This window comes from Limosilactobacillus ingluviei DSM 15946, assembly GCF_001435775.1.
In the GTDB taxonomy this organism is placed as follows: Bacteria; Bacillota; Bacilli; order Lactobacillales; family Lactobacillaceae; genus Limosilactobacillus; species Limosilactobacillus ingluviei.
Map to the genome: position 1 here is coordinate 42,813 of NZ_AZFK01000029.1, position 25,622 is coordinate 68,434.

Annotated in this window: 25 protein-coding genes, 1 tRNA gene and 1 other RNA gene; 9 read left to right on the top strand and 18 right to left on the bottom strand. The window is 52.5% G+C overall.

The features are described 5' to 3' along the window. The first annotated feature begins 37 nt into the window (after positions 1–37). Positions 38–2,434, top strand: coding sequence for a phosphoenolpyruvate synthase (gene ppsA, locus FC43_RS04610; protein WP_056954503.1), 2,397 nt, complete (start codon positions 38–40; stop codon positions 2,432–2,434). 146 nt (positions 2,435–2,580) lie between these two features. Here the strand turns inward: ppsA and rpsN are convergent, their stop codons facing one another. From rpsN to FC43_RS04645, 9 genes are all read right to left on the bottom strand, one after another. Continuing rightward, a complete protein-coding gene (rpsN, locus tag FC43_RS04615) occupies positions 2,581–2,850 on the bottom strand; it encodes a 30S ribosomal protein S14 (protein ID WP_056954505.1) in 270 nt (89 codons plus the stop codon). Next, the gene (locus FC43_RS11185; protein ID WP_019205144.1) at positions 2,850–2,963 is read right to left on the bottom strand and encodes a putative metal homeostasis protein; all 114 of its coding nucleotides are present in this window, start codon (positions 2,961–2,963) and stop codon (positions 2,850–2,852) included. The genes rpsN and FC43_RS11185 overlap by 1 nt, the downstream gene beginning before the upstream one ends. 311 nt (positions 2,964–3,274) lie before the next feature. Next, positions 3,275–3,760, bottom strand: coding sequence for a universal stress protein (locus FC43_RS04620; protein WP_019205145.1), 486 nt, complete (start codon positions 3,758–3,760; stop codon positions 3,275–3,277). Positions 3,761–3,826: 66 nt separating this feature from the next. Beyond that, the gene (locus FC43_RS04625; RefSeq protein ID WP_056954506.1) at positions 3,827–4,111 is read right to left on the bottom strand and encodes a hypothetical protein; all 285 of its coding nucleotides are present in this window, start codon (positions 4,109–4,111) and stop codon (positions 3,827–3,829) included. 113 nt (positions 4,112–4,224) lie between these two features. Next, positions 4,225–4,412, bottom strand: a non-coding RNA gene (gene ssrS / locus FC43_RS10775) — 6S RNA. Between the two features lie 51 nt (positions 4,413–4,463). Next, positions 4,464–5,720, bottom strand: coding sequence for a replication-associated recombination protein A (locus FC43_RS04630; RefSeq protein WP_056954526.1), 1,257 nt, complete (start codon positions 5,718–5,720; stop codon positions 4,464–4,466). A gap of 23 nt (positions 5,721–5,743) precedes the next feature. Continuing rightward, positions 5,744–6,205 carry a YueI family protein gene (locus FC43_RS04635; RefSeq protein WP_056954507.1) on the bottom strand — a complete coding sequence of 154 codons (462 nt, stop codon included), beginning with the start codon at positions 6,203–6,205 and terminating at the stop codon, positions 5,744–5,746. A 276-nt stretch (positions 6,206–6,481) separates the two neighbouring features. Then, entirely contained in the window at positions 6,482–7,819 is a 1,338-nt protein-coding gene (locus FC43_RS04640; protein WP_056954509.1) for an RNA-guided endonuclease InsQ/TnpB family protein, read from the bottom strand. A 207-nt stretch (positions 7,820–8,026) separates the two neighbouring features. Beyond that, the gene (locus FC43_RS04645; RefSeq protein WP_056954510.1) at positions 8,027–8,698 is read right to left on the bottom strand and encodes a type 1 glutamine amidotransferase; all 672 of its coding nucleotides are present in this window, start codon (positions 8,696–8,698) and stop codon (positions 8,027–8,029) included. A gap of 165 nt (positions 8,699–8,863) precedes the next feature. On the opposite strand from FC43_RS04645, the gene FC43_RS04650 reads away from it, so the two are divergent. The 5 genes from FC43_RS04650 to FC43_RS04670 all read left to right on the top strand — a co-directional run bounded on the left by FC43_RS04650 (position 8,864) and on the right by FC43_RS04670 (position 14,839). Further along, complete coding sequence (locus tag FC43_RS04650; RefSeq protein WP_056954511.1) at positions 8,864–9,964, top strand: endonuclease/exonuclease/phosphatase family protein; 1,101 nt, start codon at positions 8,864–8,866, stop codon at positions 9,962–9,964. A 171-nt stretch (positions 9,965–10,135) separates the two neighbouring features. Continuing rightward, a complete protein-coding gene (locus tag FC43_RS04655; protein ID WP_056954512.1) occupies positions 10,136–11,629 on the top strand; it encodes a glutamate--cysteine ligase in 1,494 nt (497 codons plus the stop codon). Positions 11,630–11,694: 65 nt separating this feature from the next. After that, positions 11,695–12,597, top strand: a complete 903-nt coding sequence (locus tag FC43_RS04660) for a Rossmann-fold NAD(P)-binding domain-containing protein (protein ID WP_056954514.1) — start codon at positions 11,695–11,697, stop codon at positions 12,595–12,597. A 98-nt stretch (positions 12,598–12,695) separates the two neighbouring features. Next, positions 12,696–13,706, top strand: coding sequence for a UDP-glucose 4-epimerase GalE (gene galE / locus FC43_RS04665; protein ID WP_019205153.1), 1,011 nt, complete (start codon positions 12,696–12,698; stop codon positions 13,704–13,706). 182 nt (positions 13,707–13,888) lie between these two features. Next, the gene (locus FC43_RS04670) at positions 13,889–14,839 is read left to right on the top strand and encodes an L-lactate dehydrogenase (protein WP_019205154.1); all 951 of its coding nucleotides are present in this window, start codon (positions 13,889–13,891) and stop codon (positions 14,837–14,839) included. A gap of 87 nt (positions 14,840–14,926) precedes the next feature. Here FC43_RS04670 and FC43_RS04675 read toward each other — a convergent pair whose 3' ends face one another. The 7 genes from FC43_RS04675 to FC43_RS04705 all read right to left on the bottom strand — a co-directional run bounded on the left by FC43_RS04675 (position 14,927) and on the right by FC43_RS04705 (position 21,405). Continuing rightward, positions 14,927–16,696 (bottom strand): 1-deoxy-D-xylulose-5-phosphate synthase, encoded by a 1,770-nt coding sequence (locus FC43_RS04675; protein WP_056954515.1) that lies wholly within the window; start codon positions 16,694–16,696, stop codon positions 14,927–14,929. A gap of 96 nt (positions 16,697–16,792) precedes the next feature. Further along, positions 16,793–17,749 carry an aldo/keto reductase gene (locus tag FC43_RS04680; protein ID WP_056954516.1) on the bottom strand — a complete coding sequence of 319 codons (957 nt, stop codon included), beginning with the start codon at positions 17,747–17,749 and terminating at the stop codon, positions 16,793–16,795. A 259-nt stretch (positions 17,750–18,008) separates the two neighbouring features. Then, positions 18,009–19,043: a tRNA (adenosine(37)-N6)-threonylcarbamoyltransferase complex transferase subunit TsaD gene (gene tsaD / locus FC43_RS04685; protein ID WP_056954517.1), complete on the bottom strand. Its 1,035-nt coding sequence runs from the start codon at positions 19,041–19,043 to the stop codon at positions 18,009–18,011. A 1-nt stretch (position 19,044) separates the two neighbouring features. Next, on the bottom strand, positions 19,045–19,608 hold the full coding sequence (gene rimI / locus FC43_RS04690) for a ribosomal protein S18-alanine N-acetyltransferase (RefSeq protein ID WP_056954518.1): 564 nt from the start codon (positions 19,606–19,608) through the stop codon (positions 19,045–19,047). Beyond that, the gene (gene tsaB / locus FC43_RS04695; protein ID WP_056954519.1) at positions 19,592–20,311 is read right to left on the bottom strand and encodes a tRNA (adenosine(37)-N6)-threonylcarbamoyltransferase complex dimerization subunit type 1 TsaB; all 720 of its coding nucleotides are present in this window, start codon (positions 20,309–20,311) and stop codon (positions 19,592–19,594) included. The genes rimI and tsaB overlap by 17 nt, the downstream gene beginning before the upstream one ends. A gap of 61 nt (positions 20,312–20,372) precedes the next feature. After that, entirely contained in the window at positions 20,373–20,942 is a 570-nt protein-coding gene (locus FC43_RS04700; RefSeq protein WP_019205160.1) for an LOG family protein, read from the bottom strand. Between the two features lie 100 nt (positions 20,943–21,042). Further along, positions 21,043–21,405 (bottom strand): DUF4828 domain-containing protein, encoded by a 363-nt coding sequence (locus FC43_RS04705; protein ID WP_040469657.1) that lies wholly within the window; start codon positions 21,403–21,405, stop codon positions 21,043–21,045. A 201-nt stretch (positions 21,406–21,606) separates the two neighbouring features. Between FC43_RS04705 and FC43_RS04710 the strand changes: the two genes are divergently transcribed. Beyond that, positions 21,607–22,617, top strand: coding sequence for a Gfo/Idh/MocA family protein (locus FC43_RS04710; protein ID WP_056954521.1), 1,011 nt, complete (start codon positions 21,607–21,609; stop codon positions 22,615–22,617). A gap of 26 nt (positions 22,618–22,643) precedes the next feature. Next, positions 22,644–23,966 (top strand): DEAD/DEAH box helicase, encoded by a 1,323-nt coding sequence (locus FC43_RS04715; RefSeq protein ID WP_056954522.1) that lies wholly within the window; start codon positions 22,644–22,646, stop codon positions 23,964–23,966. Positions 23,967–24,164: 198 nt separating this feature from the next. Here the strand turns inward: FC43_RS04715 and FC43_RS04720 are convergent. Next, positions 24,165–24,237 (bottom strand) — tRNA-Arg (locus FC43_RS04720). Positions 24,238–24,405: 168 nt separating this feature from the next. On the opposite strand from FC43_RS04720, the gene FC43_RS10780 reads away from it, so the two are divergent. Then, positions 24,406–25,320, top strand: coding sequence for a LysR family transcriptional regulator (locus FC43_RS10780; RefSeq protein ID WP_082611456.1), 915 nt, complete (start codon positions 24,406–24,408; stop codon positions 25,318–25,320). Here the strand turns inward: FC43_RS10780 and FC43_RS10785 are convergent. Next, a complete protein-coding gene (locus tag FC43_RS10785) occupies positions 25,301–25,522 on the bottom strand; it encodes an alpha/beta hydrolase (protein WP_082611459.1) in 222 nt (73 codons plus the stop codon). The genes FC43_RS10780 and FC43_RS10785 overlap by 20 nt on opposite strands. Positions 25,523–25,622: the final 100 nt, after the last annotated feature.

Below are 25,622 nucleotides of genomic sequence, written 5' to 3' on the forward strand. Positions count from 1 at the left end.
GATTTGTCAGGGGGCAGGTTTAAAGGAGGTCTTTTTCATGGTTGAACGCGAAAACGCCAATGTGTTGTGGTTTGACGAATTGCGGCGGGCGGACGTCGATTTGGTCGGTGGGAAGTCATCTTCCTTAGGGGAAATGACGTCGGTCATGGACGTCCCGGTACCGTTTGGGTTTGCGACTACGGCCGCAGCTTACCGGCGCTTCATGCAAGAAACCGGGATCAATGATCAAGTCAACGCCTTGTTAGCGGCTTTGACGGATTATGAAGACTCGGATGCCTTGCATACGACTTGTAGCCAGATTCGCCAAATTATTGTCGATGCGACCATGCCCGCTGACTTGGCGGCGGAAATCGAAGCGGCTTATGAACAGCTCGGGCAACGAATGGGGGAAACGGATCCCTTTGTCGCGATTCGCTCCAGTGCCACCGCTGAAGACTTACCCGATGCTTCCTTTGCCGGCCAACAAGAATCTTATCTGAATATCAAAGGGGCCCAGGATGTCGTCAAGAAGGTCCAAGAATGTTACGCCTCGCTCTTTACCGACCGGGCGACCTATTACCGGCAAAAGCAAGGGTACCCGCACGAAAAAGTGGCCCTGTCAGCAGCTGTGCAAATGATGGTCTTCTCCAAAGCGGCCGGGATTATGTTCTCCGTGGACGTCACCAACGGGGATGATTCCAAGATTGTGATTGACGGGATCTATGGCCTGGGTGAATATATTGTGTTGGGGAAGGTAACCCCAGACCACTTTGTTGTCGACAAGGCCAGCTTAAAAATTGTCGAGCGGGACCTGACCACCAAGTCGGTGCGGTTGATCCGCAAGCCGGGCAGTGGGGTAAAAGAAGAGCCGGTCCCAGCGGAATTACAAGCTCAGCCGGTCTTAACGGATGCGCAAGTCGAAGAACTAGCGGGCTACGTCAAGCAAGTCGAAGCCCACTATGGCTGCTACATGGACATGGAATTTGCCCTGGATGAGCGGACGGATAAGCTCTGGATCGTCCAAGCCCGGCCGGAAACGGTCTGGTCCCAAAAGAACAAGCAAGCTGGTAGTAAAAAGGAGGCAACGACGATGGCAACAACGGATGCAAAGGTCTTGGTCAAGGGCTTGCCTGCCAGCCCAGGGTTAGCGGCCGGAGTCGCCCACGTGATCGAAAATCCTGAAGATATTGATACCTTCAAGGAAGGCGAAGTCTTAGTGACCTTGATGACTTCCCCGGACTGGGTACCCGCGATGAAGAAGGCTAAGGCAATTGTGACCAACAACGGGGGGATGACCTGTCACGCCGCCATTGTCTCCCGGGAAATGCAGATCCCATGCATTGTCGGAACCAAGAGTAAGGGCCAAGCCGTGACGGAAGCGGTTAAGACCGGTGAGGTGATTACCGTCGACGCCAAAAGCGGGATCGTTTACCAGGGGGATATTACGGCTAGCTTGCAACCAGCTACCCCAACGGCCAGTGCGGGGGCAGCTGTTGCGGCTGAATACTTCCCGCCTACGGCAACTCACGTAATGATGAACCTGGGGGACCCGGATTTAATCGATAAGTATGCCGACCTGCCGGCCGATGGGATTGGCCTGATGCGTGAAGAATTCCTGTGGACGACTTACATTCACGCCCACCCGCTATATTTGATTGAAAAGGGAGAACCAGACAAGGTCGTCAACATGCTGGCGGACGGGATTGCCAAGGTCGCCCGGACAATTGCGCCGCGGCCGATGGTCCTGCGGCTGTCTGATTTCAAGTCCAGTGAATACTGCAATTTGGAAGGCGGGGAAAAGTATGAACCGCAAGAGCCAGCCGACTTGCTGGGCTGGCGGGGTGCTTCGCGTTACTATGACCCGAAGTACATCGAAGCCTTCAAGTTGGAACTGGGGGCTGTGAAGAAGGTTCGCAATGAATTCGGCCTGAAGAACCTGAACGTCATGATTCCATTTGTTCGGACGGTTGACGAAGCCAAGAAAGTCACTGACATCATGGCGGTGGAAGGTTTGCAACGGGGGGCTGATTTCAAGGTCTACATGATGGCCGAAATTCCATCCAACATCATTTTGGCGGACCAATTCAACCAATACATTGACGGGTACTCAATTGGCTCCAATGACTTATCGATGTTGATCTTGGGCTGTGACCGGAATAATGATACAGTCGCCCACCTCTTTGACGAACGGAACTTAGCCGTGAAGCGGGCCATTCGCCATTTGATCAAGACGGCGCACAAGGACGGCAAGACCGTGTCGATTTGTGGGCAGGCGCCATCCGAATACCCAGAATTTACCGAATTCTTGATCCAAAGCGGGATCGACTACGTTTCGGTTAACCCGGACATGGTCAAGTTGACCAAGCGCAACGTTGCCCACTTTGAACAACGAATTCTGCTCGACCAAGCTACTGGGCGGGGGCGGCAAGATCCAACCAATTATGCTTGGGAATAGTTGACCGATCACTAACTTCAACTGAACCCCTCAGCCAGCGATGAAAAATTACAACACGAAAAACCGTTAGAATTACGTTGCGCAACGTTGATTTCTAACGGTTTTTTTACGCGTGCTAATATTGCGCTGCTAAGTTAGCTTAGTCCTTACCAGCTCGCTTTTTTGACGCCAGGTAATTGGCCGGCATGGGCCAACCGGCGAAAATTTAAGCGCGAAAGGCCAAACGCGCGGAGGTAGCCACGGGAGCGCCCATCGAGGTGATCCCGGTGGCGTAAACGCGTTGGAGAGGCATTGCGCGGCAGCTTGGCCAGGCCAGCATAATCGCCAGCGGCTTTAAGAGCGGCTCGCTTTACTGCATATTTCGCCACCGTGGCTTCCTTACGTTTAGCTGTTTCAATTTTTCCTTTTCGCGCCATTATTTCCCTCCTGCTTTTTTCCGCCGTTTATATTCATGAATAACTTTAAGGGCCCGTTTTCGAGTTTTGATATTGGGGCTTTTCAGCATGCGATAGGCAGTTGAAAGATCCATATTGTCCCTCCTTGAGAGTAGTTAAGGTTAATAGTAATAATTACCATTAAATATTTTAGCGAAGTTAGCTTCTTTTGTAAATAGTAACTTTTACTATTTACAAACAAACTCTTTGCATGTGTTGATCACCAGAAGCGAAGCAAGGCTTGATTTTCAAGTAAATGTTAGAACTAATAACAAAAATTTCTTGCTAGTTACAAGTCAACTCGCATGAGGGAAACTGAAAAGCTCCCTAGCAACACTTGTTATCAGTGTTGCTAGGGAGCTTGGCGCTCATTGACTAATGAAATGCGTTGGGTAAGTTCAGGTGCTTACTTTTTCTTGGTGTTAACGATAGGCTTGTTGTCTAAATCCGTCCGGACCACGAGGACGTCACAAATGGCCGTCCGCGTTACAAATTCAGTAACTGAACCAATCAAGATCCGTTCCACCGCGTTTAACCCTGTGGCCCCGATCATAATCAGGTCCGCGTGGGATTGTTGTGGGACTTCCTTGGCGATCAAGGTCTTTGGTGCCCCATATTCGATCGTGTAGGAAACGTTGTCGACGCCTTGTTGCTTAGCGTAGTCGATGTATTGTTCCAAGGTCTTCTTTGCCGTCTTGGTAACTTGTTCGACCATGGAGCTGTCAAAACTGGAAATATTTTGGAAAGCCCGGGTATCAACAACGTGCAGCAATTGTAATTCCGTATCCTTCCCATTCCGCTTCGCAACAGCGACCGCTTTCTTAAAGGCTAATTCGGCTTCCTTTGAGCCATCAACTGGAACCAAAATGTGGTGGTATTGTTGAACAGCCATAAGACTACCCCCTTATTCTCTTTGTTACCTATATTTTATACCTTATACAGGAATTCGTAAAGAAAACTAAGGTTTTAAGAGCAAAGAACTGACTGAAATCGCCATCAATAATTCGACGATACAGCCTAAGATCAAGGTCGCAAAAATCAAGGGCAAGTTCAGACTGATGGTCGCCGCTCCAGCTAACAGGGTCATGGCCGCCATGATCACCAGCCAGAGCTGGCTGATCGTTTTAACGCTGGCCGGGTGTTTCATAGGCAGCCCGAAGTACATCTTGGTGCGGTGGGTGGCAAAGTAGCTGGCTTCGATCAAAAAGATCAGGGCACAGGCCCCCAGTAAAAGGCGAATCACAAAAAATTCCTCCTAAATTAATGCTGTTTTTATCGTACGGGTCAACTGCGCGCTGGTCAAGCGAAAATAAAAAAGCAACGTAAGTTACGTTGCTCCTGGAATTAATGGTATGTACAAGCTCCGTTCGTGCCGTTGGTTGTCCGACAGTGTTGACCTGTGTGTAAGACAGGTGGGGTACGGTTGCCTAGTGTTCAGCTACCAAGTGAAAAGGCATGCCGGCAACCAGGTTAACACTAACCCCAAGGTAATAAGACTGTAAGGCAAACCTGCGAAATGGACAATGCGTACACAACAGAACTTCTGTCATTATGATAGCACACCTGAGGCCATCAGGCAATCTTTGCAAGGGTTTTCATTGGCGACCGCGTTGGGCTTGCAAGAGCCGTTGGTATTGTTTGGCGTAAGCCGTCTCAAAGGTCCCATTTTGCTTGGGTTGGTAGTAGCGGTCGTTTTGCAACCGGTCGGGCAGGTACTGCTGGCGGACCCAGTCCTCGGGAAAGTCGTGCGGATAACGGTAGGTCACCCCATGACCGAGTTTTTTGGCGCCAGCGTAGTGGGCGTCTTTGAGGTGGGCCGGAATTTCGCCGGTGTTCCCCTTTGCCAAGCGCGCCAGGGCACTGTCAATGGCGGCAATTGCTGAGTTGGACTTGGGGGAAAGGCAAAGCTCGATCACGGCGTTGGCCAGCGGGATCCGGGCCTCGGGGAAGCCGAGCTGTTGGGCGGCTTGGACAGCTGCCACGGCCCGTTCACAGGCCGGCGGGTTGGCCAGACCGATGTCTTCATAAGCAATCACCATTAAGCGCCGGGCGATGATGGGCAAATCGCCCATTTCCACCAGCCGGGCCAAGTAGTGTAAAGCCGCATCGGTATCACTGCCGCGGATCGACTTTTGAAAGGCCGAGATCACGTCGTAGTGAGCATCACCATCTTTATCACCGGCAATCCGGCGTTGCTGGATGCTTTCGGCAATGATCTGGCTGGTTAAGTGGATCACCCCATCATCCCCCGGGGCGGTCGAGCGGGCCGCCAATTCCAAGCCATTCAAGGCGCTGCGCAGGTCACCATTGGCCGTTAGAATCAACTGTTGCTTAGCGTCTTCGTCTAACTCCAATGGTAACTTTCCTAGCCCCCGCTCGGGATCACTGACCGCCCGGTCGATGGCGGCGGTCATATCATCAATGGTCAGCGGGTGGACCTCAAAGATCTGGGTCCGCGAGCGGATGGCCGGGTTAATGGTAATGTAGGGGTTTTCCGTGGTGGCCCCGATTAAGATGATCCGGCCGTTTTCCAAGTGGGGTAATAAAAAGTCCTGCTTGGCCTTGTCCAACCGGTGGATTTCGTCGAGCAACAAGATAACCGTCCCCGACATTTTGGCTTCTTCGGCCACTACTTGGAGGTCTTTTTTGGTATCCGTGGCTGCATTGAGGGTACGCAAGGCGTACTTGGTCGAGCCGGCAATTGCACTGGCAATGCTGGTCTTACCAGTCCCCGGGGGTCCATAGAGAATCATCGACGACAGCATTTTGGCTTCGACCATCCGCCAAATGATTTTGCCGGGGCCGATCAAATGTTGCTGGCCGACCACTTCCTCCAAGCTACGGGGGCGCATTTTAAACGCGAGGGGTTGCAAGACTATCCTTCCTTTCCAAAGTGAAATAACCGCTGCCACCACGGTTGGTTCGCCGGGACCGGGGTGGCTGGCGTGGGCGTGAAGCGTTGGGCAATATCGACGACGGGTTCATTAATCGCGGTTTTAGCGGCAATTACAATCGCTAAACTAGCTGCCGTCGTCGTAAATTCCGGCCCGGTCTTAATTGTAAAATTGATTTGGTGCTGAGCCGCCAGGCGGAGGTACGGTCGCAAGACTTCGTCGGGTAAGTTGCCATTGAAAAAGACGACCCGTTCAGCGCTAGCGGTAATGACTCGTTCAAAGACGCTGGCCCAGTCGTCGGTCAGTTGGGCCACACTGATCGTCAGCCAGACCCGTTCGCGAAAAGTCCCCAAGTAGTGGTGTTGCTCGGCCGCCTTTAAGGTTGGCGTGCCACTTAGGCCGTGCTCAAGGTGCTGTTCTAAGGCCGATTGGTGTTCGCTCATGTTCCCATCCTTTCTGGTGCAGCGTAGTCGTACTTATTATTGTAGCATTTTCCTACGCTTATTAAGATAATAGATTCCTGCTAACTTGATATATAATGGTATCAGCTGACACCATATCAAATCATGGCTTAGGCAACCCTTGTTCGCAACCTACTTTGATCAACCCATCCACGCTTAAAGCGAGCGTCCATCGTCGAGTGACGACTTTCTCCGGGACAACTTTACGATCAGTCCGGCAGTTGAACTTCTTTCGGAATCTTTTGGAAATGGTCGACCCTAAAATTGCAAGGACCATTTGACTGGACATAATCCGATGCCCGCTATCCCGTCCGCAAACGCATTCGGGACTACTTTTTTGATGATTTGTAAGGCGCCGTTTACGTCGGCGTTGATTTGCTGGCCAGTATCAGCCCTGTAGAGACCGCGCTTCAAGCGCCGTTTGGCTGGGCTTAACCCCTTGCGTTTCCGCGCTTGATCCCCATTCGCGCGAATCGGCTCTTCCCGGTCTAAGAAGGACGTTTGGCTGGTGTAGGCCTCGCTATGCTGGATCACCACGATCCCGGCCAGATTAGCCTTGTACTTGATCAGATTGATCATAACTTGATGGGGAATCCCAATGAAATTTTGATTGTTTTGTTTGTTCATTCGGGAACGTTGCTTTTGTCCTTTATTTTTCCCGATGATGATCGTGTTTAACCCATGGCTTAGCGCAAAATCAACAATCCGCTTACTTGCTTCATGGGCAAACCGGCTCATCTTTTGGTTCCGATAAAAGTCAAGGCGAGCTAAACGATGACTGACCCGGCTTTGGCCTAATCGAGCATAGAGACTGGTCAACCGGGCGCGTTGCTTGTTATAGAACTGGTTAACTGACTTGACGGGTTTACCGTTGATAATCACCGGCGTAATTCCCGGTACGTTAGTTGCCAAGGTAAAGGCGTTGTTCACTCCCGGATCAATTCCTAAATAGCGACCGTTATCTGGCTTATATTGGGTAACTCGGTTGGTTTTGTAGACGACTTCGACAATAAAACGGCGGTTCTGTGGAACGATTCGAACTTCTTGGATCGCCGTCGTCTCTGGGTGGGCCAGTTTGACTTTGAATTTGTCCATGCAAGGAATCTCAACGTAGCCATTCTTGCGTAACTTAGCCGTTTGGTTGTCGACAATAATCGTACTCAATCCTCCCTTGGTTCGATATCTTGGTAACTTCGGTCGTCCCGTGAACTTGCCGGGATTCTTAGCGTAGGCCTTACGTGCCTTATTCCAGGAATCCATACTGCGAGCGACCAACTTGAGCTGTTGTTGAACCAAGTGGACGTTGCTCATCGAGCCATAGATCATACTGTCCTTTTGTCGTTTGGATTTTTTCAACGATGCGTCCAGCTTTTGATACGACAGCCACTCGCCTTTGAATAGGGCTTGCCGCGCGCGATAGAGCCCTTGGTTATAGACATTATTAGCTAAGTGGCTGAAGTGATCTAACACCGCATACTTAGGGTGGGAAGGACAAATGACATGGCGTTCCGTCAAGTACTCATACTGCTGTTCCGTTTGGTTTTGCCGCAGTCGCTGATAACGTCGCAACTTATTACGATACGTACGTTGCCCCATACTCAATCCTCCTCGTTGTAATTATATCAAAAATACATTCCCTAAACCAAACAAAAAGGGAATGGGTTTGTGAAAATGATTAAAATCATAGCAACTGGCACCGAAAGGCATTAAGTTTATCAAAAATTATGACTATAATTAACCGCTTAAAACTAAATCAACGCCCCGCACAATGACCGGCGGGGCGTTGATTTAGTAAAGGGTTGCCTAATGCTTGACGATAAAGTTCAATAATTGGGCCATCACGGCTGGATTTTCGCTCGGGACCCCATGCTGAATAATGTCAGCGCTTGTTTGGTGCAAGGCATTATGAGTCAAAGGATATTGATCATCATTGATCGCGATTTCGCGGACGTTATCCGCCGTTGGTTCAAAGTGGAATTGCAGACCGATCACATTCTCGTTTAAGAGGAAGCCTTGGTTAACCACCAGGTCACTGCTAAACAATAATTCCGCGCCGGTCGGCACTTCAAACATTTCTTCGTGCCAGTGCAGGGCGGTTAATTGGGATGGTAGCCCGGGGATTGCGTTATTCTTTAAGTAGACCGGTGCCCAGCCGACTTCTTTATGCGGGGCTTTAGTTATGGCGGCACCTAAGGTCTTGGCAATTTGTTGGGCCCCAAAGCAAGCGCCAAACATCGGCTTGTGGGCGGCCAAGAGTTGCTGAATCAACTGGCGTTCTTGCTTAATCCAGGCCAAATCATCATTGGGACTCATCGGCCCTCCTAAAATAACGAGCAAGTCCGTTTGGTCCGCCGTGGGCAAATTGCCGAATTGGTAAGGATGGTAAATGTACAGTTCGTGGTTGTTGGCGTGCGCCCAGTCTTGAATGGAGCCGGGCCCTTCATTGGGCGTGTGTTGTAAAACATTGATTCGCATCGATTGTCCTTTCCTTCACCGGCAATGTTGGGCTAGGTTTCGCCTGCAAGTACCTAAGATGACCATAGTTTATCACCAAAGCCAATTGCAAACAATGCGCGGTGTGGTAAAGTAAACAGGCATGATTTTTCGGGCTAGCTGGGGCCCAAGGTTTGAGGTGAGAATGTGAAACGTGTTTTTAAAATTGCGGCGGCCCTCGGGCTGGTTGGCGCCTTGTTAGCAGGTGGTTATTTGGCCTACCTGCAAGTCAATTACTACCGGATTTCCGATCACCAAAAGTTGACGGTGACTAATCCCCAACGGGCGCAATTAGCCGTCGATCATCCCTATACGGCCACGACCTACAACATCGGCTTTGGGGCCTATAATGAGCGTTATTCCTTTTTTATGGACACCGGGACGACCAAGCAGGGCCACCACACCCGTGGTAAATATGGTAAGGCGACCAGTCGGGCGGCGGTGCAACGTTCAACGACCTTTGTAATTAAACAAATCAAGGCCCAGCACCCGGATTTTGCCCTGTTTCAAGAAATTGATACCAATTCAACCCGGTCGTACCACGTCAATCAAGTCCGCCGGGTGGCCGCGGCCTTTCCGCACTTGGGGCGGGTCTTTGCTTCCAACTTCCATTCGGCCTACCTTTTGGTGCCGCCGACGGATCCGCACGGTACGGTGCGCTCGGGCTTGCTGACGCTGAGCCGCTACCAGGTGCAAAGTGCTCAGCGCCGGCAGTACCCGGTTTCGACCCACTTGATTGAAAAATTTGTCGACCTGGACCGGTGCTTTGTGGTCTTGACTTTGCCGGTACAAAACGGGCGGCACTTGATCATGATCAATTCGCATATGTCGGCTTACGACCGGGGTGGCAAGATGCGAGCGGCCCAACTAAAGCTGTTGACCGGGGTGATGAAGCATGCCCGGGCCCGGGGAGATTACGTGATTGTCGGGGGTGATTTTAATCATGCCCTGGGCAAACAAATCATGACCCACTTTCGGACTAATCAACGGGTGCCGAACTGGGTCTCGAAGATGAGTAATCAGGATTTGCCGGCGGGCTTTCGGATTGTGCGCGCGGATAATTATTGGACCACGCCGACCGTACGGGCGACCGACACGGCCTATGTACCGGGGAAGACCTACACCACGGTGGTCGATGGTTTTATTGTCTCGGATAATGTAACGGCGACTGCCCATAATCTGGCTACCCACTTTCAAGAAACCGACCATAACCCGGTCAAACTGACTTTTAAATTACAAGCCGAATAGGCTATGCTAACCGGTTAGAGCGCCGCGGTCGCCTGCGGAAAGCAAGAAATTTTAAGAAAAAGTAAACATGCGCCGGGGTTTTGTGGTAATTTAGATGGTAGCAAAAACGTAAATGGATGGGTCCAATCTTGGGATCCACCGGCAATATTAATCCCCAAGGGGTGAGTAAAGATGGATAAAGCAAAACTGCAAGCGGCGTGTCACGAACCGGCACTGCAGAAGTTACTGTATGAAGGCCGGTTTGGCCTGCGGATGGAAGCCCACCGGGTGGTCACCAACGGTCGAGCTAGCCAGTATCCGTTTCCCAAGACCTTGGATCGGCGGGGAATCAACCCTTATTTGACCAGTGGGGTCACTGATAATTTGATGGAATTTAACGCGGTCATTATGAAGGAAGCCAAGGCGGCGGTTCGCCAGTTGGAAATTCTGCAGCAAATTGTCGACCGCCAACTTCATGAGACCGAACGGCTGTGGCCGTTGTCCATGGCGCCGGCGCCGGTCTACTTACACGATTTAACGTACCTGACTGATCACACCACCAAGCCCGGTTCCGTTGAATTTAATCACTACCTGATGCAAAAGTACGGGCCAACCCGCCTGCTGACTGGGGGCGTGCACGTCGGTTACTCCTTGCAAGAGGAATTGATTGAAAGCTTGTACGAACGCTTTGGCAAGGCCGAACACGCCAGTTTGGCGGCCTTTAAGAACTACTTGTACTTTAAGCTGGCCCAGGGTTACATTATGTGGCAGTGGCTGTTTACCTACTTATTCGGGGCCAGTCCGGTCCCGGAAGACGCCAAGGCGGTGCTGTTGCCTGAGCTTGACCACCAAGTCCGCAGTTTTCGCAACAGTCAGTATGGGTATGGCAACCTACCGACGGAACGCTTGGACTATGCCTCCTTGGCAAGCTATGTTGCCAGCTTAAAGGGGCACTTGGCTTCGGGCGCTTACCAGAGTCCGCACGAAGTCTTTGCCCCGGTCAGTTTGCGGGGAGCAACGGATGATATTGATGCGACCTTGGCGGCCGGGGTTGATTTCATCAGCTTGCGGATGTTTGACCTTGATCCGTTTGCTGCCGCGGGGATCAGTGAAGATACCCTGAACTTCTTGGAATTAGTGATGGTCTACTTATTGTTGACGCCCCAACCGGACTTAACGGCAGCCGATCTGCAAGCTGCCCAGGCGCGCAATGAGGAAGTGGCCCTTCAGGATCCTACCGAACAAACGGCGTGGATGAAAGAAGAAGCCCAGGCCTTTACCCAACGACTGGCGGACTTCTGTGAGGCTTATGATGCCCCCCGGGCGTACCGCTTAGCCTTGAAGTTTGTGCAACGGCGGATTGAAGACCCAAGTCTGACTTTGGCGGGGCAACTGTTGGCGAAGGCCGAACACGGGACGTTCCTGTCCTTTGGATTGAAGGTCGCCAACGACCGCTACTCGCACCTGTTGCAATCGGGACAAACCTTAAGCGTGATTGCGGCTGGTTACTCCCCGAGTGTGCAACGTTTAATCCGGGCGGCCATCCTGCAGGGGATCCAGGTTTGGCTCAACGAGGACGTCGCCTTTGAATTTGGCGGTCAAACCGTTCACGTTCCGGCCGACGCGGAATTGGCCTTACCGGATGGGGCCGCGGCTTACCTTAAACAATTGTTACCGGACTTGTAAAGGACAACCAGCCCTGCCTGGCACTTGGTGGTGGGCTGGTTTTTGCTGTGAAGGGAGCGATTCAAGTGCGGACGTTAGCGATTTATGGTTTAGGGAGTGTGGGGGCGCAGTTGGCCTTGACCCTGGCCAATCAAGTTGACGAATTATTGTTGTTAGATCCGGATGAGCAGCGGGCCGTGGCGGTTGCCAACGACCTGCAGAGTGCGGGCCTAGCCCTGCCGGCCAAGCAGATTAAAGCCCAAGCCTGGGCGGATTTAAAGCGCGCTCAGGCCTTAGTGGTGGCCCTGGGCCCCGCCGAAGTAGTCCAACCGGACTTAAGCGCGGTAGTGGCCGCCGTCCAGGCGGCCGCCCCGCAAGTGCAGGCGGCGGACTTTACCGGGGTGGTGGTCAACCTTACCCAGCCGAATGAAGCAACGACCGCCTGGCTGCAAGCGACCTGGCAATTGCCCCCGCAACGGGTGCTCGGGAGTGGGACCCTGGTTGATACCCAGCAGTTACACCAAGCGGTGGCGGTAGCGTTGCACGTAGCACCGGCTAGTGTGACCGGTTATGTTTACGGTCAGCACGCTGGGCAAATTGTGCCGGCTTGGTCGACGGTCCACGTGGACGGGCGCCCCCTCAGTGCCCTGCCGGGTGGTCACTTTGACCAGCAGCAGGCCCAAACCAACGCGCGGTTGATGGCGTATTATGTGACACGGGGCCAGGCGGGTCAATTAGCCGCGCAAACGGCTGCGGGCCGGTTGCTTGGGGCGATCTTTCAAGATCAGCAACTGGTAGTCCCCGCGGCCGTTTTTCACCCCCAGTATGGCGGCTACGTCAGTTTTCCGGTCCGGGTGGGACGCCAAGGGGTAGGTACCTACCTCTTGTTGGATCTTTACCCGGTGGAGCAAGCCCAAATCCAGGTGGCGGCCGAGACAATTGCCACCCAGGTAGCGGAGTTACAACAATTAAACGGAGCACAGCCGTAAATTTTCAAAAAATTAGCGGTTGCAAGCGCTTTAATATGCTATAATTTAGCTACAGGTTTGTTTACTAAAATTTTACTTAAAGAAAGGGAGATTGCATTATGGCAATTCTTGTTGCAGGTGGGGCCGGTTACATCGGTTCGCACATGGTTAAACGATTGGTAGAAAAGGGCGAAGACGTGGTCGTTGCTGACAACCTGGCCACGGGGCACCGTAAGGCGGTTGCCAAGGAAGCCAAGTTCTACTACGGTGACATCCGCGACCGGCAATTCTTGGACCGGATCTTTACCAACGAAGACATTACGGCCGTAGTGCACTTTGCTGCCTTTTCAATTGTGCCCGAATCGATGGCTAAGCCATTGAAGTACTTCGACAACAATACCGGGGGGATGATTACGCTCTTAGAAGCCATGCACGACTTTGGGGTCAAGTACATTGTCTTCTCCTCCACGGCGGCGACCTACGGGATTCCTGAGCACATGCCGATTAAGGAAACTGATCCGCAAAAGCCGATCAATCCGTATGGCCTCTCGAAGCTGATGATGGAAGAAATGATGGCTTGGGCGGACAAGGCGTACGGCATCAAGTTTGTGGCCTTGCGCTACTTTAACGTCGCTGGGGCCGCGCCAGATGGTACGATTGGGGAAGACCACGGGCCAGAAACGCACCTGGTCCCAATCATCATGCAAGTCGCTGAAGGCAAGCGCAAGGAATTGAGCATCTTTGGGGATGACTACGACACGCCGGATGGAACCAACGTGCGGGATTACGTCCACGTGATGGACCTGGCGGATGCCCACATCCTGGCAATCAAGTATCTGGAAGCCGGCAATGAAAGCAACGCCTTTAACCTCGGTTCGTCAACGGGCTTCTCCAACAAGCAAATGCTGGAAGCGGCCCGGGAAGTAACCGGCAAAGAAATTCCTGCCAAGATGGCACCGCGGCGACCAGGGGATCCAGATTCCCTGGTCGCGGCCAGTGACAAGGCCCGCGAAGTCCTCGGCTGGCAACCACAATATGATGATGTTCACGACATTATCGCCACGGCGTGGAAGTGGCACGAAACGCACCCGGCGGGTTACGATGACCGCGGGGAAGCAACCCTGTATTAAACTGAATTTAACGGTGGGATCCTGGTTAGTGCAACCAGGATCTTTTTTTTGCCTCGGGGGGAAGAAGTTTGTGAAATTTCCGAAATGCGTTGACAATTTTCCGAAAAGTGGTATCTTAAATGACACACATATTAAATTTTTCTCAGTTAATTTTAATTTAATCACAGAAAGGGAGCATACATATGACACGAAAAGTTGCAGTTGTGGGAATGGGCCACGTGGGGGCCACCGTTGCGCACTACTTAGTTTCCGGGGGCTTTGTTGATGAATTAGTCTTATTCGACACCAATGAAGCCAAGGTGAATTCTGACGCCTTAGACTTACGGGATGCGATGGCGAATTTACCGACGCACACTAATTTGTATGTGAACGATTGGGATCAAGTCGCAGATTGTGACGTCGTTATTTCGGCGCTGGGCAAGTCAAAATTAGTCGATACGCCGGACCACGATCGCTTCGCCGAATTTAAGTTTACCCGGACCCAAGTCCCGGTGGTCGGCCAAAAGCTCAAGGACCACGGCTTCCACGGCAACCTTGTGGTGATCACTAACCCGTGTGACGTAATTACGGCCATGTACCAAAAAGCGACGGGGCTGCCCAAGCACCAAGTCTTAGGGACCGGGACGCTGCTGGATTCGGCGCGGATGCGGGCCACGGTCGGGGAGACCTTGCACGTCGATTCCCGCTCCGTGGTCGGCTACAACTTGGGTGAACACGGTAACTCCCAGTTTACGGCTTGGTCGACGGTCCGCGTCTTCGGCAAGCCCTTACTGGAGTACTTAAAGCAACATCCAGAAGTCAAGGCGGACCTGGCCGCGATGGAAGAACGGGCCCGGCAGGGGGGCTACACGGTCTACAAGGGCAAGAAGTATACCAACTACGGAGTGGCCACGGCGGCGGTGCGCTTAACGGTGACGATGCTTAATGATGCCTTGACTGAATTACCGGTTTCCAATTATCGCCCGGAACTTGGGACGTATCTTTCCTATCCGGCAGTGGTCGGGCGCCACGGGGTGGTTCAACAACTCCAGTTGGATCTGACCGCGGAAGAACAAGCCAAATTGGAACAGACGGCAACTTACATCAAAGAACGCTTGGCCAAAGAGGAAGCCCGCCAAGCTGAAGAAGACTAAAGCAAAAGGTCCGGTTGACCAATGCCTGTTGAACAGGGGGTGGTTGACCGGACCTTTTGGGGTTCAGTGAATAGATTTAAAGCGTAATTACAGGTTTTTTAAAACGGCCTTGACGTCAGTGGCGATTTGCGTTGGCGTCAAATGGTACCGGTCATACAGTTCGGCCAGTGGGACGACGTCGTTAAATTCCTTGGCGGCCCCGAAGTTTAAGACCCGCACCTTAGTTGGAGCAAAGAAGCGGTCGACGTGTTCGCCAAAGCCCCCGCTCATGGAAGCATTTTCCAAGGTAACCATGACTTGGTGGTCGTTAGTCAGCTGCCCCAAGGTCGCTTCATCCAAAGTTGAAGCCGAGACGGGGTTGATCAAGGTCGCATCGATGCCGTCCTTCGCTAATTCAGCTGCCGCGGCTTGCCCTAAGGCAAAGAAGTCACCGAGCCCAATGATTGCCACGTCTTTGCCTTGGTGGACCACTTGGGCCTTAATTTGGTTGAAGGCCGTGGCACTGATTGGCCCGTGGGTGACTTCGCCAGCGGGTTCGCGGATGATGACCGGCTTTTCCGTTTGGGTCAGGGCCCATTGCAACATCGCTACTAATTCTTCGGCGTTGGTTGGGGCCAAGTATTCAATATTTGGCACGTTGCTGAGCATCGCCAGGTCGAAGTCACTTTGGTGGGTACTGGAGTCATCCGAGATCCGCCCGTTCTTGACGATCGTGACGACGGGGTAGCGATTGAGGGCCATGTCGTGGATGACTTGGTCGTAAGCCCGTTGGAAGAAGGTACTGTTTTGGAACAGGACCGGCCGCGCGCCATTTTCGGCTAACCCCGTTGCATAGGTCACCGAGTATTGTTCCGCAATGTCGACGTCATCGTAGTGAGCGGGGTACTTGGCCTTGATTTCACCCAGGCCAAAGACCCGCGGGACAGCGGCGGTAATGACCATCAACGGTTGGCCGGCTTCAATTTGGCGGCCCAGTTCGTCCTTGATGATTTGGTCGTAATTTTCCGCGTCACTGGCGGGTTCAACATCGCTGCCGTCTTCAATCTTAAACGGACTGTGCCAGTGCCAAGCTTCTTCATCGGCCAAGGCTGGCGCATAGCCTAGCCCCTTGACGGTGTTGACGTGCAAAACGATCGGGTGGTCAATCCCCTTGACCGCTTCTAAGGCCTTGATCATCGTTTCGACGTCGTTGCCGTCGGCGATGTACTTGTAATCCAGGCCCATCGCCTTAAAGAGGTTGTTAGGGGCTTCACCGTTGCTTTCCCGCAGGGCCGTTAATTGGTCAAACATGCCGCCGTTGACGTCGTCGATGGACTTTTGGTTGTCGTTAAAGATGATGATCAAATTGCCATCGTACTTGCCGGCGTTGTTTAATCCTTCCAAGGCCATCCCGCCACTGAGGGAACCATCACCGATCACGGCCACAATATCCCCGCTTTGCTTGGTGAGGTCGCGGGCCTTAGCCATCCCAACGGCCAGGGCGATCGACGTCGAAGTGTGGCCGACCCGGTAGTAATCGTGGGGGCTTTCATCTTGGTTGGAGTATGGCGTTACGTCGTGGTAGCGTTCATTATCCAAGAAGCCATAAGCTCGCCCGGTTAACATCTTGTGCGGGTAGGATTGGTGAGAGATGTCCCAAACGATCTTGTCGTGGGGGGAGTCAAGGACGTAGTGGAAGGCCAAGGTCGTTTCGACGATCCCCAGGTTTGGCCCGAGGTGCCCGCCAATCGCCGCGTCTTTTTCCACGACCAGGTGCCGGATTTCATCCGCCACTTGGTGTAATTGGTCCACTGACAGTTTTTTCACGTCAGCGGGTCCTTGAATCTGATTTAATAAGTAATCTGGGTGTAGATTCACGAAACATCGTCCTTTCTGGTTCTACTTACTTAAAGGATAGAAAAACGGGAACGGCTTGTCCAATTGAAAAATTGCATCATTAAAGATACCGTTGGCCTATGGCAAAATGTTGCCCGCCGATAAGTAGAGGTCGTACCATTCTTGCTTGGTTAATTGCACGTCGCTCCCCTTGGCACTGTCAAGGATGTGTTGTGGGTTAACCGTCCCCAGCAGGACTTGCATGTGGGCCGGGTGGCGCAAAATCCAGGCGACGGCGATTGCGTTCTTGGAAACACCGTACTTATCAGCTAATTTCGCCAGTTCCTGGTTTAATTCAGGGTAGTGTTCATCATCATCGATGTACATTCCTTCAAACAGCCCGAACTGGAATGGTGACCAAGTTTGTAAGGTCATCTTGGTTTGCCGGGCGTATTCGATAATGCCGCCGTCGTGGTTGATGGAGCCCTGGTCTTGCATGTTGGTGTGCATCCCAAAGTCGATCATCCTGGTGTGCGCCAAGCTGAATTGAACTTGGTTGATCAACAGCGGTTGCTTAACGGCGGTCTTGAGCATTTCGATTTGGCGGGGATTGAAGTTGGAAACCCCAAAGTGACGGACCTTGCCGCTCGTCTCTAATTCATCGAAGGCGGCGGCGACTTCGTCTAATTCCATCAGGGGATCGGGCCGGTGGAGCAGGAAGGCATCCAGGTAATCGACGCCCATCCGTTGCAAAATCCCGTCGACGGCATCAAGCAGGTGTTGCTTTGAGAAATCGTAGCGTTGGCCAAAGACCAGATCACCGTGGGAGCGTTGTGGATCTAAGACAATGCCCCCCTTGGATTGGATAAATAATTGGTCCCGCTTAATGCCCGCCAACTTTAAGGCCTTGCCAAAGTTGAATTCAGAAGCGCCGTTGCCGTAGATGTCAGCGGAATCAATAAAGTTGATCCCGGCTTCCAGGGCAGCGTTTAACGCGTCGGCGGCTTGGGCGGGCGTCAACGTTGCCATCCGCATCGTTCCGAGGGCGACGTTAGAAGCTTGCCAATTGCTTTGACCGATATTAACTGATTGCATCTTGAAATCACTCCATTTCTTATGACAAAAAGTAAGTATAAATTCATTATAGTCAGCCACCAAGAAAAGTACAATTCAACATTGCCGGATTTGTGGCGGCTTTTCCCGCAATGGGCGCGCAGAGTGGCTAGGAAACTCTAATTTTTCAGTTGAAGTTTAGCACAGCGTAAGCTAAAAAACGCTCGCAATTACGTTTTAAAACGTTGATTGCGAGCGTTTCCTAAGCTGTATGATTTTGGGTTAACTATTGGTGAATCGCTTAGCTTAACGGGGTGATTCGGTCAAAACTAAGGCCAGGGACGGCATTTAAATCCCAGCCGGCCCGGTCACCGTGTAAGTAATTCACGTACCCGGCGGCCCCGATCATCGCGGCGTTGTCACCACATAATTTGAGGGGGGCTAACAGCAATTCGGTTTGGGGATGCAAGCGGGCTAAGTCAGCTTGTAAGCGGGCCCGGACCCCGGAATTAGCCGCCACCCCACCAGCTAAGACTAACTGCTTGACGGGGTATTGGGCCAGCGCCTTCATCGTTTTTTCGGCTAAGATATCGACGACGGCGGCTTGGAAGCTGGCAGCCAGATCATACTGATTCAATTGTTCTCCGCGTTGGTCGGCATTGTGGACGGTATTAATGAAGGCACTCTTGAGCCCACTAAAGGAGAAGTCCAGGTTGGCTTCCTGCACCATGGCCCGGGGGAAGTTGAAGGTATCGTGCCCCTGGTGGGCCCATTCATCGACCGTTTTTCCGGCTGGATAATTGATCCCAAGCACCCGGCCAATTTTGTCGTAGGCTTCCCCGACCGCGTCGTCCCGGGTTTCACCGATGATTTGGTACTCATGCTCCCGCGGCATGTAAACCAGTTCGGTGTGGCCGCCTGAGACTAATAGGGCCATCATCGGGTACTGGAAAGCGGCGACGTACCGGGCCGCGTAAATGTGGCCCGCCATGTGATTGACCGGGATCAAGGGCAGCTGATGGGCCCAAGCGATGGCCTTGGCAGCCGTGACCCCAATCAATAAGGAGCCCACTAAGCCCGGGCCGTAGGTGACGGCAACCCCCGCCAAATCATCGTAGCCAATCCCTGCTTGGCTGAGGGCTTCCGTGGTACACTTGGTAATTTGTTCGATGTGGTGCCGACTGGCGACTTCAGGGACGACCCCGCCAAAGCGTTGGTGGCTGGCGATTTGCGTGGCGATGATATTACTTAAAATTTCGGTGCCATCCTTGATGACGGCGACGCTGGTTTCATCACAGCTGCTTTCGAAGGCTAAAAGATATAAAGGTGTTGCCATTTCAGATTCCTTTCACTTGGGTTAAATTTAAGGTCATGGTGTAGGCGTCTTGGCCGTCCTCAAAGTAATAGTGCCGTTTGACGCCGCTTTTTTGAAAGCCGAGTTGGTGGTAAAGACGCTGGGCGGTCAGATTTTCGGCCCGCACTTCCAGGCTCAGGGTCAAAAGGCCGTGTTGGAGGGCAACTTGCATCAAGGTGCGCAATAGACAAGTTGATAAGCCTTGGTGCTGGACGGCCGGGTGGGTCGCGACGTTGGTTAAGTGCCCGTCTTTAGCCTCGAAATTAACGGCCATCCCGGCGTAGGCTTGCACGCCGTGCTCGTTTTTGAGGACTAAGTAAAGACAGTTGGGGCGGTGCAAGTCGTAATAAAAGGCGGTCTCATCCCACGGCGGAATGTGGTAGATGGCTCGCTCAATTTCGACGAGCCGGGCAACGTCTTCCCCTTGGGCCATGGCCAATTGGTAGGGTTGCTGGGCGAGGATGACCGTGCGCGGCGCCAAAGTCAGGCACGGGGTGGTAGCGCCAAGCAACAACCAGGTCCACCACTGACTAAACTTCTTGAACATAATCCGCGCTTACTTGACCCGGGTGGGTCTTTTGCCAGTTGGCTTCGGCTTCAGTGATCCGGAGGTAATCGGGGACAAAGGCGTCGACATCCGCGACCGGGGTGGCCTGGGCGCCCAGTTTAGCCAGGGCAAAGGTCGAAACCATGGCGGCGTCCGGCAGCACGGTGACGTTGGCCGGCAAAGTTGGCGCGGCTTGGCGCAGTTTCGGGGTCAGCGCCCCTAACAGATACACGGGCCGATCAGTGGGTAAACTGGCAAGCAAGTCTGCCCAGGCCCAGTGTTGGTCTGCAGCTTGGGCCGTGAGCTGACCGGCTTGGTATGCGTATTGACCAGCGAAGACAAAGCCCCGCCGGGCGTCAAAAAAGGGGACCATCAAGCCCGTCGTTACCGCGGGCAGGCCAGCTGCGATTGCGGCCAAACTGGAGATACCGACTAAGGGGCAATTAAGGGTTTTGGCCAGGGTTTTGGCGAGGGTGACTGCAATCCGAATCCCCGTGTACGAGCCGGGGCCCTTGGCGACTACGATCCGGTCGAGGTCTTGGGGCTGCCAAGCGACTTTTTGCATTAAATCGTCGATCGTTGGTAAAACGTAAATGCTGTGGTTACGCACCGTATTTAAAGTTGTCGTGGCCTTGAGTTGCAAATCTTCGACCAGGGCCACGCTCATCGGGTGATTTGAGGTATCCAACGCCAAAATTTTCATGGTTTTTTTACCGTCCTTTCCATTTCCAGGTACCTATCTTATCACAATTGACCCGGCCTTCCTAATGGTAGGTGCGGTGAGCAGGGGCGTGGTAAGTGGCCATAAAGGCCAAGGCTTGCCTTAAGTCCGTACAAAAAGCAATCGCCTGCAAAAAGGCATCCTCTAAAAAGCCCGCCTGGTTCATTTGTTGCAGGAAGGCGGCCAGTTGGTCGTAATAGTGGTTAACATTATAGATTACGACTGGTTTGGCGTTATTGCCCAGCGTGACCCACGAGCTGACCTGGGCGATTTCTTCCAGGGTGCCTAGGCCCCCGGGCAAGGCAATAAAACCGTCGGCCAGGTCGATCATCCGTTGCTTGCGTTGGGCCATATCACTGGTGACTTCCAAATTGGTCAACCGGTCGAGTTGGGCCCCGCGGGCCAACAATTCTTCAGTGATAACCCCGGTGACCTGACCGCCCGCGTCTAAGGCGCCATTAGCTAAGGCCCCCATGAGGCCAAAGCCACCGCCTCCGTAAACCAGGTGAATCTGCTGCTTGGCCAAGGCTTGTCCCAATTGGCGGGCGACTTGTTGATAGTGCGGTTCGACCCCGGGCCGGGCTCCGCAAAAGACGGTTAAGGTTTTTGTCATGCTGTTACTTCCTTCAAACACAAAATAATCTTCCTCATTCTACCACGAACCAGAGCGAAAAAAAGCCGCGGTCAGGCAAGTGACCGCGGTTTGAACGGGGTTAGACCAATGGCTTTAAGGCGTAGACTTCATCATCAGTTTCGTCAATTAAGGCGACGGGGCGACTTTCGTTGGCCTGGATGGTAATGTGATAGCCTAAGCGGTCTAAGTAGATCAAGTGCTCATTATTAATTTGTTCCACGTTGGCAGCAATGACATGGTTGTCAATCGTCAGCTTTAAATCGGGCCCGATGGAGATTACGTGGGTCCGGTCGCGCTCTTCATCATAATATTGCCAAGTACCAGCATAAAAAAGGGGCAAGGAAACCGCTGGTGCGGCCTTTTTGGAATGGCTGAGACCAAAGGAACTTGAGATCCCAGCCAATAATCCCGCGCCAAACAACAACAAACCTTTTTTTCTCATTCTCAATTCACCCGAAACCTTTTGATTCTTAACTCCATCAATTATACACAGTTCTGCGACGGGCTAAGGTTTCAATTTGGTTAAAAAGCGATGTTAATTTTACGGCACCCCGCTGGCCAGGAAAATTTCAGACCGGAAGGTGGCAGGGGGATGTCAACCGGTGGTAGAATAGGATTTACTAAGCTAAAGGAGCGATTTTTCATGTTGAAGTTAGGGATTATTGGAACCCACATTATTACCGACCAAATGTTGGACGCGGCCAAAACCACTGGTCGTTACCAATTAACCACCGTTTATTCCCGGACGATGGCGCGGGCTGAAGAATTTGGGAAGCCATACGGGGCCACGGCCTTTTTTGATAGCCTGGAAGACTTCTTTGATGAAGGCGATTTTGACGTGGTCTACATTGCTTCACCAAACAGTCTGCACTACGAACAAGTGCGCCTGGCGATTGAAAATGATAAGTTTATCATCTTAGAAAAGCCCGCCTTCGTCAATCCGGAAGAATTCAGCCGGATCGAATCCCTGCTGGCGGCGCACCCAAAGGCCCGCTTGGTTGAAGCCGCACGGCACATTCACACGGGGCTCTTTAAGGCGGCCCAAAAGCAATTTGCTCAAATGAAGCACCACCAAGGGGCCACGATTACGGTTATGAAGTACTCCAGTCGTTACGATCAAGTCCTGGCTGACGACAAGCCTTATCCTAACATTTTTACCAAGGAATTCGCTGGTGGGGCCTTGATGGACCTCGGGGTTTACGCCGTTTACGGGGCCGTGACGATGTATGGGATGCCAAACAGCGTGGTTTACTTCCCAACTATGGCCAAGACGGGCGTAGACACTAAGGGTGTGGCCATTTTGACTTACGACGGTTTCTCGGTCACCTTAAACATCGGTAAGACGTCCAATTCCCACTTGGTAACAGAATACTACGGCTTGAAGGATACGCTGGTCTTTGACAGCATCTTTGATACGACCAAGGTGACCTACTACGATGAAAATAAGACGGCCCACGCGATTGAAGCGCCGTACTTTGAAAACTCAATGGTCGATGAATTAAACGACTTTGCGGACCTGTTTGAAAACCCAAGCGATCCTGAACAAATGAAGCACTACCAAGCATGGTTGGCCCTTTCCCGGGATGTCAACACGGTGATGTTTGACTTGCGGCAATCAGCGGACTACACGTTCCCAGCTGACATGAACCGCTAAGCACGGCGTGATGCCAGGAGGTATTTGTGGAAGCAAAATTTGAACAACATTTTCAAGCCGCGGGCTTTGCAGCCCTGACGGCGATTCAAAGTGGGGTGATGGCCCCCTTAAGTGCTGGGGATTCGGTGCTGGGGATTGCCCCGACGGGTTCGGGTAAGACCTTGGCCTTTACCTGGCCGCTGTTGCCCCGGGTGACGCCAAACGCCGGGTTACAACTACTGGTGTTGGAGCCCTCCCAAGAATTGGCGATGCAAACGACCAAGGTGATGCGCGAATGGGCGCAACTATTGGGATTAAAGGTCCAGTCCCTGACCGGGGGCGCCAATTTAAAGCGGCAGGTCGAGCGCTATAAAAAGACCAAACCCGAGGTGGTCGTTGGGACGCCAGGACGGATCTTGCACTTATTAGACGAGCGTAACCTTAATATGAGCACGGTCAAAATGTTGGTGGTTGATGAAGCCGATGATTTATTGGCGGATGATACCCAAGCGGTGGTCGAAGATATTGAACGCACGACGCCACTCGATACCCAGCTGGCCTTCTTCTCGGCCACGAAGGGGAAGGTCTTTGACCAATTGAGTGACATGTTTGGCCGTCACATTGAAACGATTGACGTCCGGGCGCAGGATCATTCCCAAGGGGAAGTCAAGCACGGCTTGGTGGTCGCGCGGACGATGAGCCAAAAGGCGGCGATGTTAGAGCGCTTGAGCAAGACCAAGAATTTCCGGGCCCTGGTCTTCTTTACCAGTATCAAGACCTTGCACTACACGGCCAGCCGGCTGAAGCACGCTGGGGTCTCCAGTGCAACCTTGGGCGGCAAGCAACGCCAAACCGAACGAGAAGCGGTGATGCGCGGTTTTCGCAAGCACCAGATCAAGCTCTTATTGACCACGGATGTGGCCGCCCGGGGCTTGGATATTCCTAAACTGCCCGCGGTGGTCAATTTTGAACTGCCGACCACAGCTAATTTGTACATTCACCGGGTCGGTCGGACGGGCCGACAGGGGGAACCGGGGCTGGTGATCAACCTCGGGGATGATCATGATTTCCGCGACCTGAAGCGGCTGTTAGCCAAGACAGAGTATGACCTGGTACCCATGGCGATTGCCGAGCGCGAATTAATGGACGCGGCAGCTGCCAAGGCGGTTAACGCCAAGCGGCAAGCGGAACCAACTACTGCTCCTGCTCCCGCAGCAACTCCGGAAGCGGGGCGGGTCAAGACCGCGGCTAAGCGGGTGTTGACCAAGGCCAAAAAGAAGGTCCGCAAAAAGCAACGCAAGAACAAGGGGATTCGCTTGAAGCACCGGCGCAAGGCCGAAGCAGCAGCGAAAAAAACGGCAACTAAATAAGCTAAAAGGCCGATAGAAGGGCACAATGCTCTTTTATCGGCCTTTTGATAGGCAAGAGAATTCAATTGGCTGCTTTTTTGTCCGCAAGTTGTCCGCACTTACGTTGAAAAGTACTATTTCATACCGTATAAACAAAAATAGGAATATTGATATACCGGCATTTTCCACACCAATCAACATTCCCGAACACATTTAAATTGGTCCCACCCGGGGTCGAACCGGGGTCAGCCGCTTAGGAGGCGGATGTACTATCCAATTATACTATGGAACCACAACAAACTTTATTATCGCATTGATTCCGCTGGAAGTAAAGAGCTAACTGCCCTTCCCCCTTGGGCTGGGGGCCAGGTGGAGAATTTTGCGCTTGCCAGTTTGCTAAAATTATTTTCAAAAGCTCGGATATTTATGACCGAGTAATTCACGAAAGGATGACGAGACGATGGAACTACGCACCTTACATTACTTTCTGGCGATTTGCCAAGCCAAAAATATTACTAAAGCTGCGGCCAGCCTGCATCTTGCCCAGCCCTCTTTGTCCCGGCAAATGAAGGAATTAGAGCAGGAGCTCGGGGTGACCCTGTTTCACCGCGGCCACCGGGAAATCGTGCTGACCGAGGCTGGTTATCTGTTACAAGCTCGCGCTCAAGAAATGATTGCCCTAGAAGAGAAAACGTTGAGTGCCCTGCAACAGTCGCAAGTATTGGCGGGGACGCTCAATATCGGGGCGGGGCAGAGTCCGGCCATGGAAATCATTATGCAAGTTATCGATCAAATTGCCCAGGTCCATCCGCAAGTGTGCTTTAATCTGATCGATGGAAATGCTGACCAAATTGAAGCGCAAGTGAATAATGGTAGTTTGGATTTTGGCGTCATCATGGGAGAACGGCCGCTTAGTAATTTTGCCAGTCTCACTTTACCAGTACAAAACGAATTTGTGGCGGTCTTCAGCGATCAGTTGCCCCTGGCCGAGAAAACGGTGGTGACCCCCGCGGATCTGATTGCCTACCCCATTATCACCTCTAATCAAACCCTGGTCTCTGATAAGTTTCGTGCGTGGTGGGGACCAGCGCTGCCCCACCTCCATCAATTAATGGGGGCCAATCTGGCCTATAACGCATCACTTTTGGCCAAACAGGGCCATGCCGTACAATTGACTTACCGTCACTTGCTTAATTTAGCCGATCAGCATTTAATTGCGCGGCCATTATCACCAACGGTAACCGATACTAGTACGGTCATTTGGCAAGCCAACGGGCGCTTGACCAACTTGGGCCGGCATTTTTTACAATACTTGCAAACGGTGGTGGCGGCTCAGGGGCCCGATCAAGCACGCGTCAACGCCAAAGAAAATTAACCAGTGCTTGGTCGACCTGGTGATTTTCGTGCAGGCGACTGTGCTGAGCCTGGCGCCCGGTAATCTTAAGTTTGTGGTAACTCTGAGCCCGGCCACTGACCAGGTATTGGTAGCCGCGGGCAGAGTTGACCGGAACGTCACCATCGGAACGGGTACCGTTGTTAAGGTCGCCGTAAATGTTTAATGATGTTTGGCCGGAAATCCCGTGACTTTAGTCATGAGATGGATAGGCCCCTTTAGCGCCCATTAGGGCGTTTTTTAGTTTCGTTGTATTTTTGATTGTTGATGTATTGCTCGACAAC